This is a genomic window from Magnetospirillum sp. UT-4 (assembly GCF_902729435.1).
Classification (GTDB): Bacteria; Pseudomonadota; Alphaproteobacteria; order Rhodospirillales; family Magnetospirillaceae; genus Magnetospirillum.
Map to the genome: position 1 here is coordinate 179,731 of NZ_LR746522.1, position 15,355 is coordinate 195,085.

Annotated in this window: 18 protein-coding genes and 2 tRNA genes; 6 read left to right on the forward strand and 14 right to left on the reverse strand. The window is 68.3% G+C overall.

Going from position 1 to position 15,355, the window contains the following annotated elements:
* The first annotated feature begins 54 nt into the window (after positions 1-54).
* The 3 genes from MTBUT4_RS17200 to rsmD are packed head-to-tail and all read left to right on the forward strand — an operon-like array spanning position 55 to position 2,232.
* Positions 55-771, forward strand: coding sequence for a gamma-glutamyl-gamma-aminobutyrate hydrolase family protein (locus MTBUT4_RS17200; RefSeq protein WP_173980927.1), 717 nt, complete (start codon positions 55-57; stop codon positions 769-771).
* Entirely contained in the window at positions 768-1,670 is a 903-nt protein-coding gene (locus MTBUT4_RS17205; RefSeq protein WP_173980928.1) for a pseudouridine synthase, read from the forward strand. The genes MTBUT4_RS17200 and MTBUT4_RS17205 overlap by 4 nt, the downstream gene beginning before the upstream one ends.
* Complete coding sequence (gene rsmD / locus MTBUT4_RS17210; protein WP_173980929.1) at positions 1,645-2,232, forward strand: 16S rRNA (guanine(966)-N(2))-methyltransferase RsmD; 588 nt, start codon at positions 1,645-1,647, stop codon at positions 2,230-2,232. The genes MTBUT4_RS17205 and rsmD overlap by 26 nt, the downstream gene beginning before the upstream one ends.
* 23 nt (positions 2,233-2,255) lie before the next feature.
* Here rsmD and groL read toward each other — a convergent pair whose 3' ends face one another.
* The 11 genes from groL to MTBUT4_RS17265 all read right to left on the reverse strand — a co-directional run bounded on the left by groL (position 2,256) and on the right by MTBUT4_RS17265 (position 11,633).
* Positions 2,256-3,899 carry a chaperonin GroEL gene (groL, locus tag MTBUT4_RS17215; protein ID WP_173980930.1) on the reverse strand — a complete coding sequence of 548 codons (1,644 nt, stop codon included), beginning with the start codon at positions 3,897-3,899 and terminating at the stop codon, positions 2,256-2,258.
* 39 nt (positions 3,900-3,938) lie between these two features.
* Positions 3,939-4,226: a co-chaperone GroES gene (gene groES / locus MTBUT4_RS17220; RefSeq protein ID WP_173980931.1), complete on the reverse strand. Its 288-nt coding sequence runs from the start codon at positions 4,224-4,226 to the stop codon at positions 3,939-3,941.
* Positions 4,227-4,463: 237 nt separating this feature from the next.
* Positions 4,464-5,135, reverse strand: a complete 672-nt coding sequence (locus tag MTBUT4_RS17225; protein WP_173980932.1) for a glutathione S-transferase family protein — start codon at positions 5,133-5,135, stop codon at positions 4,464-4,466.
* Positions 5,136-5,177: 42 nt separating this feature from the next.
* Positions 5,178-5,642 carry a PTS IIA-like nitrogen regulatory protein PtsN gene (gene ptsN, locus MTBUT4_RS17230; RefSeq protein WP_173980933.1) on the reverse strand — a complete coding sequence of 155 codons (465 nt, stop codon included), beginning with the start codon at positions 5,640-5,642 and terminating at the stop codon, positions 5,178-5,180.
* Between the two features lie 153 nt (positions 5,643-5,795).
* A complete protein-coding gene (rpoN, locus tag MTBUT4_RS17235; protein ID WP_173980934.1) occupies positions 5,796-7,289 on the reverse strand; it encodes an RNA polymerase factor sigma-54 in 1,494 nt (497 codons plus the stop codon).
* Between the two features lie 13 nt (positions 7,290-7,302).
* Positions 7,303-8,094, reverse strand: a complete 792-nt coding sequence (gene lptB, locus MTBUT4_RS17240) for an LPS export ABC transporter ATP-binding protein (protein WP_173980935.1) — start codon at positions 8,092-8,094, stop codon at positions 7,303-7,305.
* Complete coding sequence (locus tag MTBUT4_RS17245; protein ID WP_173980936.1) at positions 8,091-8,966, reverse strand: LptA/OstA family protein; 876 nt, start codon at positions 8,964-8,966, stop codon at positions 8,091-8,093. Before MTBUT4_RS17245 ends, lptB begins: the two co-directional genes overlap by 4 nt.
* A complete protein-coding gene (gene lptC / locus MTBUT4_RS17250) occupies positions 8,963-9,622 on the reverse strand; it encodes an LPS export ABC transporter periplasmic protein LptC (protein ID WP_173980937.1) in 660 nt (219 codons plus the stop codon). The genes MTBUT4_RS17245 and lptC overlap by 4 nt, the downstream gene beginning before the upstream one ends.
* Positions 9,623-9,641: 19 nt before the next feature.
* Positions 9,642-10,667 (reverse strand): SIS domain-containing protein, encoded by a 1,026-nt coding sequence (locus MTBUT4_RS17255; protein ID WP_173980938.1) that lies wholly within the window; start codon positions 10,665-10,667, stop codon positions 9,642-9,644.
* 174 nt (positions 10,668-10,841) lie between these two features.
* Positions 10,842-11,453, reverse strand: a complete 612-nt coding sequence (locus tag MTBUT4_RS17260) for a ribonuclease D (protein WP_173980939.1) — start codon at positions 11,451-11,453, stop codon at positions 10,842-10,844.
* A gap of 93 nt (positions 11,454-11,546) precedes the next feature.
* Positions 11,547-11,633: transfer RNA gene (locus MTBUT4_RS17265), tRNA-Leu, on the reverse strand.
* Positions 11,634-11,837: 204 nt separating this feature from the next.
* Between MTBUT4_RS17265 and MTBUT4_RS17270 the strand changes: the two genes are divergently transcribed.
* Positions 11,838-12,821 carry a complex I NDUFA9 subunit family protein gene (locus MTBUT4_RS17270; RefSeq protein WP_173980940.1) on the forward strand — a complete coding sequence of 328 codons (984 nt, stop codon included), beginning with the start codon at positions 11,838-11,840 and terminating at the stop codon, positions 12,819-12,821.
* A gap of 9 nt (positions 12,822-12,830) precedes the next feature.
* On the opposite strand, the gene MTBUT4_RS17275 is transcribed toward MTBUT4_RS17270, so the two are convergent.
* Positions 12,831-13,064: a hypothetical protein gene (locus MTBUT4_RS17275; RefSeq protein ID WP_173980941.1), complete on the reverse strand. Its 234-nt coding sequence runs from the start codon at positions 13,062-13,064 to the stop codon at positions 12,831-12,833.
* Between the two features lie 81 nt (positions 13,065-13,145).
* The gene (locus tag MTBUT4_RS17280) at positions 13,146-13,355 is read right to left on the reverse strand and encodes a hypothetical protein (protein WP_173980942.1); all 210 of its coding nucleotides are present in this window, start codon (positions 13,353-13,355) and stop codon (positions 13,146-13,148) included.
* Positions 13,356-13,510: 155 nt separating this feature from the next.
* Here MTBUT4_RS17280 and MTBUT4_RS17285 point away from each other — a divergent pair.
* Positions 13,511-13,587, forward strand: a tRNA-Arg gene (locus MTBUT4_RS17285).
* Between the two features lie 53 nt (positions 13,588-13,640).
* Here MTBUT4_RS17285 and MTBUT4_RS17290 read toward each other — a convergent pair.
* Positions 13,641-14,288 (reverse strand): exonuclease domain-containing protein, encoded by a 648-nt coding sequence (locus tag MTBUT4_RS17290; protein ID WP_173980943.1) that lies wholly within the window; start codon positions 14,286-14,288, stop codon positions 13,641-13,643.
* A gap of 721 nt (positions 14,289-15,009) precedes the next feature.
* On the opposite strand from MTBUT4_RS17290, the gene MTBUT4_RS17295 reads away from it, so the two are divergent.
* Positions 15,010-15,355 (forward strand): hypothetical protein (locus MTBUT4_RS17295; protein WP_217424197.1); only part of this gene is annotated, 346 nt, incomplete at its 3' end.

A 15,355-nucleotide genomic window follows, 5' to 3' on the forward strand; every position in this document is an offset into this window, starting at 1 on the left:
GGGGCTGGAATAACACATTGCCGCCACCTTGGCAGGGTTCTATACGATGCAGCCATGAGCACCCTGCCCGTCATCGGCATCACCCTGGACAGCGAGGAGCCCGGCGGCTACGCCGCCTTCCCCTGGTATGCCCTGCGCCGGAACTATTGCGGCGCGGTGGCGGCGGCCGGCGGCCTGCCCATGGCGCTGCCGCACGAGCCGGAGCTGGCCGGGGAGTACCTGGAGGTGATCGACGGCCTGGTGGTGACGGGCGGCGCCTTCGACGTCGACCCGGCGCTGTTCGGCGCCCCCGAGCGCCACGCCAGCGTCACCACCAAGGCGCGGCGCACCGCGTTCGAGCTGGCCATCCTGCGGGGGGCGCTGGCCCGCGACCTGCCCATCCTGGGCATCTGCGGCGGCCAGCAGTTGCTCAATGTCGCCCTGGGCGGCACCCTGATCCAGCACATCCCCGACGAGGTGGCAGACGCCCTGGCCCACGAGCAGCCCAACCCGCGTGACCAGGCCGGGCACGAGGTCGCGCTGGTGCCCGGCACCCTGCTGGCCGCCATCGCCGGCACCGACCGCATCGCCGTCAATTCCGCCCATCACCAGGCGGTCAAGGCGGTGGCGCCGGGCTGCGTCGCCGACGCCATCGCCGCCGACGGGGTGATCGAGGGCATCGAGGACCCGTCGCGGCGCTTCTGCATCGGCGTGCAATGGCACCCGGAATTCATCATCAGCGCCGCCGACGCGGCGTTGTGGACCGCCTTCATCGAGGCCTGCCGCACATGAGCGAAGAAAAAACCAAGGACAAGGGCGCCCCCGACGAGAAAGGCGCCCACGACGAGAAGGGCGCCCACGACGAGAAAGGCGAGCGCGTCGCCAAGCGGCTGGCCCGCGCCGGCATCTGCTCGCGGCGCGAGGCCGAGCGGCTGATCGCGCTCGGCCGGGTGGCGGTCAACGGCACCGTGCTGGACAGTCCGGCCTGCGTCGTCACCGATGCCGACACCGTCAGCGTCGACGGCAAGCCGGTGGGCGAGCCGGAGCGGGCGCGGCTGTGGCGCTACCACAAGCCGGCCGGGCTGGTCACCACCCACCGCGACCCGCAGGGGCGGCCGACGGTGTTCGAGAAGCTGCCCGAGGGCCTGCCCCGGGTGATCTCCATCGGCCGCCTCGATCTCAGCTCCGAGGGGCTGCTGCTGCTGACCAACGACGGCGGCCTGGCCCGGGCGCTGGAACTGCCGGCCCAGGGCTGGGTGCGGCGCTACCGGGTGCGGGTGCACGGGGTGATCGACACCGAGCGGCTGGTGCCGCTGGAGCGCGGTCTCACCGTCGAGGGGGTGAGGTACGGGCCGATCATGGCGGTGCTGGACCGTCAGCAGGGCTCCAACGCCTGGCTGACCATCTCGCTGAAGGAAGGCAAGAACCGCGAGATCCGCAAGGTCATGGAGCATCTGGGCTGGCCGGTCAGCCGGCTGATCCGCGTCTCCTACGGCCCGTTCCAACTGGGCAGCCTGGCCGAAGGCGCGGTCGACGAGGTGCCGGCCAAGGTGGTCAAGGACCAGCTGGGCCAAGGCGACAGCGGCTGGGCCAAGGCCGAACCGGAAAAGCCCAAGCCGCCGCCGGGACCCCGGCACAAGGCGCCGAAGCACAAGAGCCCCGGCCATGCGGATCGTCGGCGGAAGGCATAGGGGGCGGCGCCTGGCGGCGCCCGCCGGCGGCGCCACCCGCCCCACCGCCGACCGGGCGCGCGAGGCGCTGTTCAACATCCTGGCCCATTCGCCGCTGGTCGCGCTGGACGGCGCGGTGGTGGTCGATGCCTTCGCCGGGTCGGGCGCGCTGGGGCTGGAGGCGCTGTCGCGCGGCGCCGCCGCCGTGACGTTCCTCGACAGCCACCCGGCGGCGCTGGCCGCCATCCGCGACAACCTGAAGAGTCTGGGCGAGACCGCCACAGTGCTGCGCGCCGACGCCACCCGGCCGCCGGCCGCCGTAGCGCCCTGCACCCTGGCCTTCCTCGACGCCCCCTACGGCAAGGGATTGTCCGAACCCGCCCTGGCGGCGCTGGCCGGCGCCGGCTGGCTGGCCGAAAGCGCCCTGTGCGTGGTCGAGGTGGCGGCCGCCGAGGATTTCACCCCGCCGGACGGCTTCACGGTGGTGGACGAGCGGCGCTACGGCGCGGCCAAGCTGGTCTTCGCGGTGTATGCGGCGGCCCAAAAAGAAAGCCCCCTCCGCTCGGGAGGGGGCTTCCCGTGACCTGATCGGTCGGGAGACGGGACTTAGAAGTCCATGTCGCCCATGCCGCCCATGCCGCCGCCCGGCATGGCCGGGGCGGAGTCCTTCTTGGGCTTCTCGGCGATCATCGCCTCGGTGGTGATGAGCAGGCCGGCCACCGAAGCGGCGTCCTGCAGCGCGGTGCGCACCACCTTGGTCGGATCGATGATGCCGGCCTTGATCATGTCGGTGTAGGTGCCGGACTGGGCGTCGAAGCCGAAGGAGGTGTCCTTGGACTCGAGCAGCTTGCCGGCCACCACGGCGCCGTCGAAGCCGGCGTTCTCGGCGATCTGACGCGCCGGCCACTGGATGGCGCGACGGACGATCTCGATGCCGACCTTCTGGTCGTCATTGCCGGGCTTCAGGCTGGCCAGGGCGTTGACGGCATAGAGCAGGGCGACGCCGCCGCCCGGGACGATGCCTTCCTCGACCGCGGCGCGGGTGGCGTGCAGGGCGTCATCGACGCGATCCTTGCGCTCCTTCACCTCGACCTCGGTGGCGCCGCCGACCTTGATGACGGCCACGCCGCCGGCCAGCTTGGCCAGGCGCTCCTGCAGCTTCTCGCGGTCGTAGTCCGAGGTGGTCTCCTCGATCTGCGCCTTGATCTGCTTGATGCGGGCCTCGATGTCGGCCTTGGCGCCGGCACCGTCGACGATGGTGGTGTCTTCCTTGGTGATGGACACCTTCTTGGCGGTGCCCAGCATGTCCAGGGTGACGCTTTCCAGCTTGATGCCGAGGTCTTCCGAGATCACCTGGCCGCCGGTCAGGATGGCGATGTCTTCCAGCATGGCCTTGCGGCGGTCACCGAAGCCCGGCGCCTTGACGGCGGCGACCTTGAGGCCGCCACGCAGCTTGTTGACCACCAGGGTGGCCAGGGCCTCGCCCTCGACGTCCTCGGCGATGATCAGCAGCGGACGCGACGACTGCACCACCGCCTCGAGGACGGGGAGCAGCGGCTGCAGGCCGGACAGCTTCTTCTCGAACAGCAGGATGTAGGGGCTGTCGAGCTCGCAGGTCATCTTCTCGGCATTGGTGACGAAGTACGGGCTGGAATAGCCGCGGTCGAACTGCATGCCCTCGACCACGTCCAGCTCGGTCTCGAAGCCCTTGGCCTCCTCGACGGTGATGACGCCCTCGTTGCCGACCTTCTCCATGGCCTCGGCGATCTTCTTGCCGATATCGGCCTCGCCGTTGGCGGAGATGGTGCCGACCTGGGCGATCTCGGCGTTGGTGGAGACCTTCTTGGAGCGCGACTTGACGTCGGCGACCACGGCCTCGACGGCCATGTCGATGCCGCGCTTCAGGTCCATCGGGTTCATGCCGGCGGCCACCGACTTGTTGCCCTCGCGGACGATGGCCTGGGCCAGCACGGTGGCGGTGGTGGTGCCGTCGCCGACCAGGTCGGCGGTCTTCGAGGCCACTTCGCGCACCATCTGGGCGCCCATGTTCTCGAACTTGTCGGCCAGCTCGATCTCCTTGGCGACGGTGACGCCGTCCTTGGTGATGCGCGGGGCGCCGAAGCTCTTCTCGATCACCACGTTGCGGCCCTTGGGGCCCAGGGTGACCTTGACGGCATCGGCGAGGATGTCCACGCCGCGCAGCATCTTGGTGCGCGCGTCGGTGGAGAACTTGACTTCCTTGGCAGCCATTGTCTTGAACCTCTAATTCCGGATGGCGGGGGAGAATCCTTAGGCGAGGATGCCCAGGATGTCGGATTCCTTCATGATCAGCAGCTCTTCGCCGTCGATCTTGACCTCGGTGCCGGACCACTTGCCGAACAGGATGCGGTCACCGGCCTTGACGTCGAGGGCGACGACCTTGCCGTCCTCGCCGCGAGCACCGGAACCGACGGCGACGACCTCGCCCTGCATCGGCTTTTCCTTGGCGGTGTCGGGGATGATGATACCCCCGGCGGTCTTTTCTTCCGCGTCGATGCGCTTGACAAGCACACGATCATGGAGCGGGCGGAACTTCATAAGAAAACCTCCGTCAATGCGGTTTGGTCCTGGAATTTGACAAAGCCGGGCCGGGAGGTGTTAGCACTCCCGGCCGACGAGTGCCAACGATCTAGGGGGGAGGGGCTTCCCTGTCAAGCGCCAAACCGGCGATTTTGTGCTGCGGGCGCTGCGACGCACCGACAATCCGTTGATTTAACGGAATTGTACGATATCGCCATAGCTGGGGAGATACGGGGATATAAGGGGACAGTGGCGTCAGAAATCCAGATCGGCGTAGTGCCGGGGCGGCGGCACGCCGGGCAGGTGGTCGGCCAGCAGCGGGCGGAAGGCCGGGCGGGACTTGACGCGGGCGTACCAGTCCTTGGCGTTGGGGTGGCGATCCCAGGGCACGTCGCCGATGTAGTCGATGCACGAGATCTGGGCCGCCGCGGCGACGTCGGCCAGCGAGTATTGGGCGCCGGCCAGCCAGGTCCGCCGCTCGGCCAGCCAGCCGATGTATTCCAGGTGCTGGTGGATGGCGGCGAAGCCGGCGCGGATGGCGCGGGAATCGGGCTCGCCGTGGCTGGTGGTCAGGCGCTTGATGACCTTCTCGCCGACCAGGTTGGCGGTCACCTCGCGATGGAATTTGCCGTCGAACCAGCCGACCAGGCGGCGCACCTCGGCGCGGCCGTGGGGCTCGGCCGGCATCAGCGGCGGCTCGCGGTGGACCTCGTCCAGGTATTCGCAGATGGCTGCCGAATCGGCCAGGGCGGTGCCGCCCTCCTCGACCAGGACCGGCACCTCGGCCGCCGGGTTGAGGGCGGCGAAGTCGTCGCGGCGTTCCCAGTAGCGCTCGACGTGCCCCTCGAACTCCAGCTTCTTTTCGGCCAGCACCAGGCGGACCTTGCGCGAGAACGGACACAGGGGATGGTGGTAGAGGGTTCGCATGGCCCCCTTTCTACTGCCTTTCGCCGCACCGCGACAAGAGGATCAGGCGGCGCGGCTGGCCGGCGATTCGGTGAGCAGGGCGTAGAGGCCGTCGGGACTGTCGGTGCCGCGCAGCTTCTCGCACACCCCCTTGTCGCGCAGCAGCCGCGACACCCGGGCCAGCGCCTTGAGGTGGTCGGCGCCGGCCGATTCGGGGGCCAGCAGCAGGAAGATCAGATCGACCGGCTGCTCGTCGATGGATTCGAAATTGATGGGGCGTTCGAGGCGGGCGAACAGGCCGTGCAGCTTGTCGATGGTGGCCAGCTTGCCGTGCGGGATGGCGATGCCGTTGCCGACACCGGTGGTGCCCAGCCGCTCGCGCTCGAGCAGCACGTCGAACACCTGGCGTTCGTGCAGGCCGGCCAGTTCGGCCGCCTTTCGCGCCAGTTCCTGCAGAGCCTGTTTCTTCGACGTCGCGCGCAGGTTGGGAATCACGGCGGCCGGGCTGATCAGATCGGCGATATCCATGGGACGTACCCTCTCTATCCGCGGATGGCCTTCGACACCGGGCGTTCCGCCTCTCACGGTCCGAATGTTGCCATTCCGCGAACCGGTCCAAGGGAGGGCCGGAACATAGTTCCGCACCACTTCCGAGTCAAGCGCCGCGGGAAAAGCACCTGGCTAGACCCCCAGCGATTTCTCGCGCCGGCGCTGTACCGACGACGCGATGTTCATGCCTTCCCGGTACTTTGCCACCGTCCGGCGGGCGATGTCGATGCCTTCGCCCTTCAGCAGCTCAACAATTCGGTCGTCGGACAGGATGTCGCGCCCTTCGGCGTCGATCAGCGCCTTGATGCGGTGGCGCACCGCCTCGGCCGAATGGGCGTCGCCGCCGTCGTTGGAGCCGATGGCCTGGGTGAAGAAGTACTTCAGCTCGTAGATGCCGCGCGGCGTCGCCAGGTACTTGTTGGAGGTCACCCGGCTGACCGTGCTCTCGTGCATGCCGATGGCGGCGGCGATGTCGCGCAACACCAGCGGCTTGAGGTGCTGCACGCCGTGGCGGAAGAAGGCGTCCTGCTGGCGCACCAGCTCGGTGGCGACCTTGAGGATGGTGGTGGCGCGCTGGTGCAGCGACTTGACCAGCCAGTTGGCCGACTGGTAGCGCTCGGACAGGTAGCTCTTCTCGTCCTTGTTGCGGGCGACGCCCGACACCTTGGCATAGTAGCGGCTGTTGACTAGCACCCGGGGCAGGGTGTCGGAATTGAGCTCGACCAGCCAGCCGCCGTCCGAGGCGCGGCGCATCAGCACGTCCGGCGTGATCGGCTGCGCCACCGCGTGGTCGAATCTCAGCGCCGGCTTGGGATCGAGCGCCCGGATCTCGGAAATCATCTCGGACAGGTCCTCGGCATCGACGCCGCACACCTTCATCAGCCCGGGCAGGTCGCGCCGCGCCAGGATCTCCAGATTGTCCAGCAGGGCCGCCATGGCCGGGTCGAGGCGGTCGCGCTCGGCCAGCTGCAGCGCCAGGCATTCCTTGAGCGAGCGGGCGAACACCCCGCTCGGGTCGAAGCGCTGGACCCGGGCCAGCACACCTTCGACCCGGCCGAGATCGCAACCCAGCTTGGCCGCCACCTCGGCGAGATCGCCGATGAGGTAGCCGCTTTCGTCCAGCATCTCGATCAGATGCAGGCCGATCAGCCGGTCGGCGGGGTCGTGGATGTCCATGTTGAGCTGGGACAGCAGATGGTCGCGCAAGGTGGCGCCATCGGCCAGGGTCTGTTCCAGGTTGGCGTCGCCGTCCTCGAAATCGTGGCGCCCGCCGCCGCCCCGGCTCCAGTCGGCGAAAGCCTCGCCGCCGATTCCGTCGGCGGCGCTGTCGTTGTTGTAGAGGTTGTCGTAATCCACATCCATGGCGTCGTCGGCGGTGCCGGGGCCGTCCAGGATCGGCTCGTCGGCGCCCGCATCGGCGCGCGTCTCGGGCTGTTCGGGCTGGTCGGCGGGGTCGGCGCGGTCGCCGTCCTCGCTTTCCAGCAGCGGGTTGCGCTCCAGCTCCTGCTCGACGAAGGCGGTCAGTTCCAGGTTGGACAGCTGCAGCAGCTTGATCGCCTGCTGCAGCTGCGGCGTCATCACCAGCGACTGGCTCTGCCGCAGGTCCAGGCGTGGGGTGAGCGCCATGGGCGGCCGCGTCCTAGAGACTGAAACGTTCGCCGAGATAGACGCGGCGCACGCCTTCGTGCGCGACGATCTCGGACGGGCGGCCCTCCATCAGCACCTTGCCGTCGTGGAGGATGTAGGCACGGTCGATGATATCCAGGGTCTCGCGCACATTGTGGTCGGTGATGAGCACGCCGATGCCGCGGTCCTTGAGGTGGGCGACCAGGTCGCGGATGTCGGCCACGGCGATGGGATCGATGCCGGCCAGGGGCTCGTCCAGCAGCATGAAATGGGGCCGCGAGGCCAGGGCGCGGGCGATCTCGACGCGGCGCCGCTCGCCGCCCGACAGGGCCATGGCCGGGGCGCGGCGCAGGTGCTCGATGGAGAACTCGGCGAGCAGGGAATCCAGCTCGGCCTCGCGCTTGTCCTGCAGCGGCTCGACCACCTCGAGCACCGCCATGATGTTGGCCTCGACCGAAAGGCCGCGGAAGATCGAGGCCTCCTGCGGCAGGTAGCCGATGCCTAAGCGGGCGCGGCGATACATGGGCAGGCCGGTGATGGCGTGGCCGTCCAGCAGGATGTCGCCGACGTCGGGGTTGATCAGGCCGGTGATGCAGTAGAAACAGGTGGTCTTGCCCGCCCCGTTGGGTCCCAGCAGCCCCACCGCCTCGCCGCGCTGCACCGACAGCGACACGTCGCGCAGGACCGGGCGGCCCTTGAAGCGTTTGCCGATGGCCCGCGCCACCAGCCCGGGATTGTCCGCCACCAGGCGCGGGCCGGCCGGCTGGTCGCGGTCTTGGGCGGCGATGGTCGGCTCCATGGTCATTCCTTCCGGCGCCCGGCCTCGCCCTGGGGCGTCGGGCCGGCGCCCTTGAATACGGCGCGGCGGTCGCCCGCGTCCTTCTTCTCGGGGTGGAACGTGCCGCGCACGCGGCCGTCGCCGTCCTTGCCGCCCGGCACCGCGCCGAACAGCTTGCTTATGCCGGTGTTCAGATTGACGTGGGCGTAGGCGCCGTTGAGCTCGTTCCCCTCGCGGGTGATCTTAACCGAACCGGTCACGGTGGCGATACCCGTTTCGATGTTGTAGTCGCCGCGGTCGCCGACCACTTCCTCCTTGGGCGTGGTCAGCACCACGTGGCCGTAGGCGTCGGCCCGGTTCAGCTCGAGCTCCTGCCGGGCATTCTCCTTGAAGTGCGAGGTCAGGGTGTCGGCGCGGATCTTGCGGTCCTTCTGCGTCGCCACGGCGTTGCCGCGGGCCACCGCCATCTGCGTCTTTTCCCAGTATTCCAGGGTGTCGTTGGCGGTGACCGTTTCCTTCGGGGTGGTCAGCACCGCCGGCTGGCCGTGCAGCACCACCACCGCCTTGTCGAGGTCGTAGATGGCCTTGGTCCCGGTGGCCTTCTCGGTCGGCGAGGTGATCACCACGTTGCCGTCGGCGTCCAGGCGCCAGATCTCGTCGCCGTTGGGGCCGGCCCGGTAATGGGCGGTGAGCGAATCGGCGGTGACGGTCATGTCGCCGCGGATGGCCTTGGCGTTGCCGCGGGCGATGACGCGGTTGGCCTCGCTCAGCCACTCGATGCCCTGGTCGGCGTAGACCTGGATCTGGGCATCGTTGCCGCGGGACAGGTTGAAGCCCTGGGCCTGCGCCGGAACTGCGCCCAGCAGCGCCAGCAGAAGGGTTGCGGCGAGGCGCCTCATTTCCTGCCGGCTCCCTTCATCGTCGCCGCCGAGCGGCCGAGCACCAGGACCTGCCGGCCGCTGTCCTCGATGCGGAAGCCCTCGCCGTCGATGCGTCCCTGCGGGCCGTTGCCGGTGACCGGCACGGTTCCCTCGGCGGTGGACTTGCCGAGGTCGATCCGGGCGCTTTGGGTATGCAGCTCGTAGCCCTGGTCGTGGTAGAGGGCGACGTCCCCGGACAGGTCGAGCAGCTGTTCGCGTTCATAATAGATGCCGCTTTTCGCCTCGATGTAGACGCCGCTGCCGTCGCGGCTGCTGAAGTCGGCCTTGGGCGCCTCGAGCTCGATCACGCCCTTGCGCGCTTCGACCTCGGTGCCGCTGTCGGCGGTGATGGTGAACGGCCGGTTGCGCGAATCCACCCCGTAGTAGCGGGCATTGACCATGGACAGCGCCTGCACCTTGTCCGGCGACAGGTCGGCGAAGCCGATGCGGAAGCGGCCCTCCTCGCTGCGCAATTGCGGCCACACCGCCACCAGCGCCAGCAGCACCACCGCCAGCGAGGGCAGCAGCACCTTCATCACCACGACGAACCGGGAATAGCGGTGATGGCCCGGGCGCACCGGATGGACGCGGGACCGCCGGGTCGGGCGCAGGTCGGCGGGGGCGCGAAGGTCCATGGCGGCCACCTCCCTACCCTCAGGCCAGGCCGGAGCGCAGCAGATCGTGGACGTGCAGCACGCCCACCGGCCGGCCGTCCTGCACCACCAGCAGGGTGGTGATGGACTTGGCGTTCATGATGCCCAGCGCCTCGGCCGCCAGCATGGAGGGCGGCACCGTCCTCGGACCCGGCGTCATGATGTCGCGCGCCGGGCGGCCCATCAGGCCGTCGCCCATGTGGCGGCGCAGGTCGCCGTCGGTGATGATGCCGGCCAGGCGGCCGTCATCGCCGACCACGGCGACGCAGCCCAGGCTCTTGGCACTCATCTCCAGGATCACCTCGGCCATGGGCGTGGCCAGGCGGGACAGCGGCAGGCCGTCGCCGCCATGCATCAGGTCGGACACCTTGCGCAGCCGCTTGCCCAGCTGCCCGCCGGGATGGAACACCCGGAAATCGGCGGCCGAGAACTCCTTGCGCTCGAGCAGCGCCACCGCCAGGGCGTCGCCCAGGGCCAGCATCATGGTGGTCGAGGTGGTGGGGGCCAGGCCCATGGGGCAGGCCTCCGGGATCGGCGGCAGGATCAGCGCCGCATCGGCGCTGCTGGCCAGCGAGCTTTCCGCCCGCGAGGTGATGGCCACCAGCGGGATGCCGAAGCGCCGGGTGTAGGCGACGATGTCCGACAGCTCGGGAGTCTCGCCGGAATTGGACAGCGCCACCACCGCGTCGTCGGTGGTGATCATCCCCAGATCGCCGTGGCTGGCCTCGGCGGGGTGGACGAAAAAGGCCGGGGTGCCGGTGGAGGCCAGGGTGGCGGCGATCTTGCGCCCGACATGGCCGGACTTGCCCATGCCCGACACCACCACCCGCCCGGCCGCCCCGGCCAGGGAATCGACGGCGGCGACGAAGGCGGCGCCCAGCGAATCGGCCAGGGCCGAAAGCGCTTCCGCCTCGGTGGCGAGGACACGCCGGGCTGAAGCGATGTCGCCAGACGCGAAGTCACCAGACGCGAAGTCGGGGGCGGCGATGTCGGCGGCGGCGACGCCGTCCTGCACGGCATGGGTCATGGATGGAATCCCAAACTTGCAATCCCTGCGCCAATGCCGGCGCCGGTGACTAACTATACGCAACGCCGATGGCAGCGGAAGGCAAATCAGCGGGCGCCTGGACGGAATCGCCGCGGTGCCCGCGCCCGGCGAGAGGCAGGCCAGAGCGCCGCCCACGCCCGGCGAGGGCTGTCATCAGTGCGCGAAGATGTCCTCGGCGTCCCAGCCGGCCAGATCCAGGTCGGCGCGGTCGGGCAGGAAGCCGAAGCAGGCCTCGGCCAGGGCGCGGCGGCCCTCGCGGTCCATCAGCACCTCGAGCCGGGCCTTCAGCTGGTGCAGGTACAGCACGTCCGAGGCGGCATAGGCCAGCTGGTCGGCGTTGAGGTCCGGCGCCCCCCAATCCGAGGTCTGCTGCTGCTTCGACAGCTCGATCCCGATCAGGTCGCGGCACAGATCCTTCAGCCCGTGGCGGTCGGTGTTGGTGCGCGTCAGCCGCGAGGCGATCTTGGTGCACCACGCCGGCTGGCAGCGCACGCCGAGATGGCGGCGGATCATCGCCAGGTCGAACCGGGCGAAGTGGAACACCTTGGTCACCGCCGGGTCGGCGAACAGCCGGGCCAGGTTGGGCGAATCGTAGCGCGGCTCGGGGAAGTGCACCACGTGGGCGTTGCCGTCGCCGGCCGACAGCTGCACCACGCACAGCCGGTCGCGGACCAGGCTGAGACCCATGGTCTCGGTGTCCACCGCCACCACCGGACCCAGCGCGAGGCCGGCCGGCAGGTCGTAACGATGATAGGTGACGGACATGCGAACGGCCCCTCCGAATGTTCCCGGAGGGGCCGTTGGCAGAGAGCCCCGAAGAGGCGCATCCCGGCGTCACGTCCCGCGCGGGAAAAAGTATGGTGCCCAGGAGAAGACTCGAACTTCCACGACATCGCTGCCACACGGACCTGAACCGTGCGCGTCTACCAATTCCGCCACCTGGGCAGGTGGTCCCGAAGGGTCTCCCCGTCCGAGGCCGAGAGGGATATCCGACAGCGGCGGGGGCTGTCAACCGGCATTCGTGCGGCCCGGCGAAATTCTTGCCCGCCCGCGGTTGCCTTGGCGTCTGGAAACGAATAGCCTCGCCTCAAGAACGACATAGGCACGCCGCCCGGCACGGCGGCGGCGACGGCAAGGGGAGATGTCCGGATGACTCGGCGCGTGGTCACGGTATTCGGCGGATCCGGCTTCATCGGCCGGCAGGTGGTCAGGCGCTTTGCCGCCAATGGCTGGACCGTGCGGGTGGCGGTGCGCGACCCCGAGGCCGCAGCCCAGCTGCGCCCCATGGGCGATCCCGGCCAGGTCAATCCGCTGCGCGCCGAAATCACCGACCCGGACTCGGTGCGGCGCGCCGTCGATGGCGCCCAGGCGGTGGTCAACCTGGTCGGCATCCTGTTCGAACGCGGCCGCGCCAGCTTCGAGGCCATCCACCACCAGGGCGCCGCCAACGTCGCCACCGCCGCCAGGGAAGCCGGGGCCGAGCGGCTGGTGCAGATGTCGGCGCTGGGGGCCGACCGCAATTCGGCCTCGGCCTATGCCCGCTCCAAGGCGGCCGGCGAGGAGGCGGCGCAGGCGGCCTTCCCCGGCGCCACCGTCATCCGTCCGTCGGTGGTGTTCGGCCCCGACGACGACTTCTTCAACCGCTTCGCCCGCCTGGCGGTGCTGTCGCCGGTGCTGCCGGTGTTCACCGGCGACGGCTTCAAGCCGGTGCGCTCCGAATCCGGCTGGGGCATCGATCTGTACGGATCGGGCGGCGCCACCTTCCAGCCGGTCTATGTGGGCGACGTCGCCGAAGCCATCCTGCGCGCGGTGGAGAACCCGCGCCTGGGCGGCCGCGTCTACGAGCTGGGCGGCCCGCGGCGCTATACGCTGAAGGAGGTGCTGGAGCTGGTGATGCGCGAGACCGGGCGGAGCCGATTGCTGGTGCCGCTGCCGTTCTGGGTCGCCAGGATTCAGGCGGCGCTGCTGCAGATGCTGCCGACGCCGCCGCTCACCCCCGATCAGGTCAAGCTGCTGAAGGTCGACAACGTGGTGCGCGGCGGCAAGCCCGGCCTGGTCGAGCTGGGAATCCAGGCGACCGCGGCCGAGGCGGTGACGCCGGCCTATCTGGCCCGCTACCGCCCGCATTCCTGACTTGCCGGTTCAGGCGCTGACCGCCGGCGGGACCGGGGTGAAGCAGTCGGGGTCGAACAGCATCGACACCGCCACCGTCATGGCGCGGGCGCCGTTGCGCTCCACCATGCGGACGTGGCGGGGGATGTCGGGGTAGTCGAACACCCGCTCCACCACCCACTCGCCGCCATAGGTGCCGGCCTTGCGGAAGATGTCGCCGGGAGCGACATCGTCGCCCCGCGACCGTCGACCGAACAGGCTCATGGTCTTCGACCCTCGATATTCTGAACTGGAGAATTTCTCATACGCCGGCCGGTGCCGGTTGTCGAGAGGTGAACGCCCGATCTAGCGCCTGGCGGCGCCGGCCTGGCGGATATCGGCCTCCAACTCGGCGATGCGCTTGGCCAGCGCGGTGCGCACGGCCTCGGCGACATAGGGCTTGAGCGCCGCCTGCTGGTCCTTCAACTGGACCAGCATCCGCTTCTTCTCGTCGAGTGACCGCCGGATCGGCATGCGGTCGGAGAACTGCCCGTCATGGCTGCGGAAGCCGCTCATACCCGTTTCTCCCTGCTGGCAAATGATGGGGAGCGGACCATGACCGAAGGAACCGCGACACGCAAGCGGCATTTGCCGCCCCATCCCGCCCTATTGTTTGTCCGCCCGCCCCGCCGATGCTATAACCGCCCCCATCGCCCGCACGCGACGCCAGCGTCCCGGTAGCTCAGCAGGATAGAGCAACGGTTTCCTAAACCGTAGGTCAGGGGTTCGAATCCCTTCCGGGACGCCAATTCCTCAAAGCCCCCATGCCCCCCACGCCCGGCGAGCGGCGAGGTCGCTGGTCTATGGGTCGCCGAAGCTGACCGAGCGGGTGTCGTCCTGGACGAAGCCGCCCTGCATCTTGAGGAACGCCTCGGCGGTCAGGATGGCGTCGAGCAGGGCGCCGTGATGCTGGAAGCGGTCGGAGCGGTCGATCCACAGGCGGTCGCACAGCACGTCCAGCGATCCCGGCGCGCCGGGGAAGAAGGACCGCGACAGCTCCTGCGTGCAGACGAAATCGCTGTCCGCGAAGATGACCTCGTCGAACCCGCACCGGCCCAGGCGGGCATATTCGAAGTTCAGGAAATCCATCTCGTTCTCGGCGCTGTGGGCGAGCAGCACGTCCTGGCCGATGAAGGCCTCGAAATCGTCGAGCACGTCCTTGAACGGCGGCGCGTCCTTCAGATCCGCCGGATGGATGCCGTGCACGGCGATGGAGGCCTTGGAAATCGGCCCGTTGGGTTGCACCCGCCGATGCCAGGTCTCCCCGGTCTTCCACCCCGCGCCGTCGCGCAGCAACTCGACGCAGCCGATCTCGATGACGAGGCCGGGCAGGCGATAGCCCTTGGGCATCTTCCTGATCTCGGCGGCGGTGGGGGTGCGCATGCCGGTGGTCTCCATGTCGATGGAAATCATCCGGTTCACATCGCCCAAATCATCCAGGCTGAGCATCGCACGTCCTTCCTGCCTCTGCGTTGCCGCCAGCATAGCACCATGCGGGGAATGGCGGGGAGGGTGTGGCGGAGGGGCACGTTCGTTCAAACGTGGTCACAAGTTGCCTGGTCATGGGCGGGGGTGGCCCACGGGCGTCCGGTTTGGTTGTCGGCAAGGGCCCGAGGGGCGCGGCGACCCTGCGACGCGCGGCCGGCATCGAGTCATCGAACACAGATGAACACAGGCGCCTGACGGCGCACACAGATGAACACGGATAAGGAAAAACATCTGTGTTTATCTGTGTTCATCTGCGGGCGATGAATAACTGGTTGCCGCTGTCCAAAGCTATTGCTTACAGCAACTGTGGGCGAGCCGGACACATTACGGTGATGGGGTGGACGGCCCCCTCTATGGTCAGTTTCCAACGACCACTGTGGCGCATTGCGACGCCGGGGAGCACGGGCCGTCCACCCCATCACCGTAATTCCAACCCCAATGCGGTCATAAACCGGGTATGCAATACATCGATGAATATGGAATGTGCCCACGGTTTCAAAAGCAGGCAGTCGCCAGCTGTCGCTAGCACTGGTATTCTGGCAAGCGGAATGATAGGTATGCCCGGTTGCGCCCCCTTCGAACAAGCCGAACGCACATGTCAGAAAATTTCAACTACATTGCCTTTGGAAACCGGAATCTTGTCGAGGGACGGAGTGGCGTTATAGAAATGAGTCGTGGGCGTATGTTTGAATACACGCCCACGGATATCGAGAAGCGCCTCGAGGACCTTGGTCTGAAATCGATCACGTTCTTGGAGAAGCTTCCTACGTTTGTCTGTAGCGAAATCGGCTACTCAGCCGATACGGCCACGATGCTCATCAAGTATGGGCGTATCGAAAAAACAGCCGTGGATGGAAAGGTGGTTTCGACCACCTTCATAACTTTAGCAGATTTTGGCGAGGTCGAGTTCGACAGCGTTGAGCAGGCGCGGGATGTCTTTGGCGCTGACAGATCGCAGCTTTACCGCACGCACTGGGCCGTTAGGGCTGGTCACGCCCGCGAAGTCTTAGCCAAGCTAGCCCGTCCTA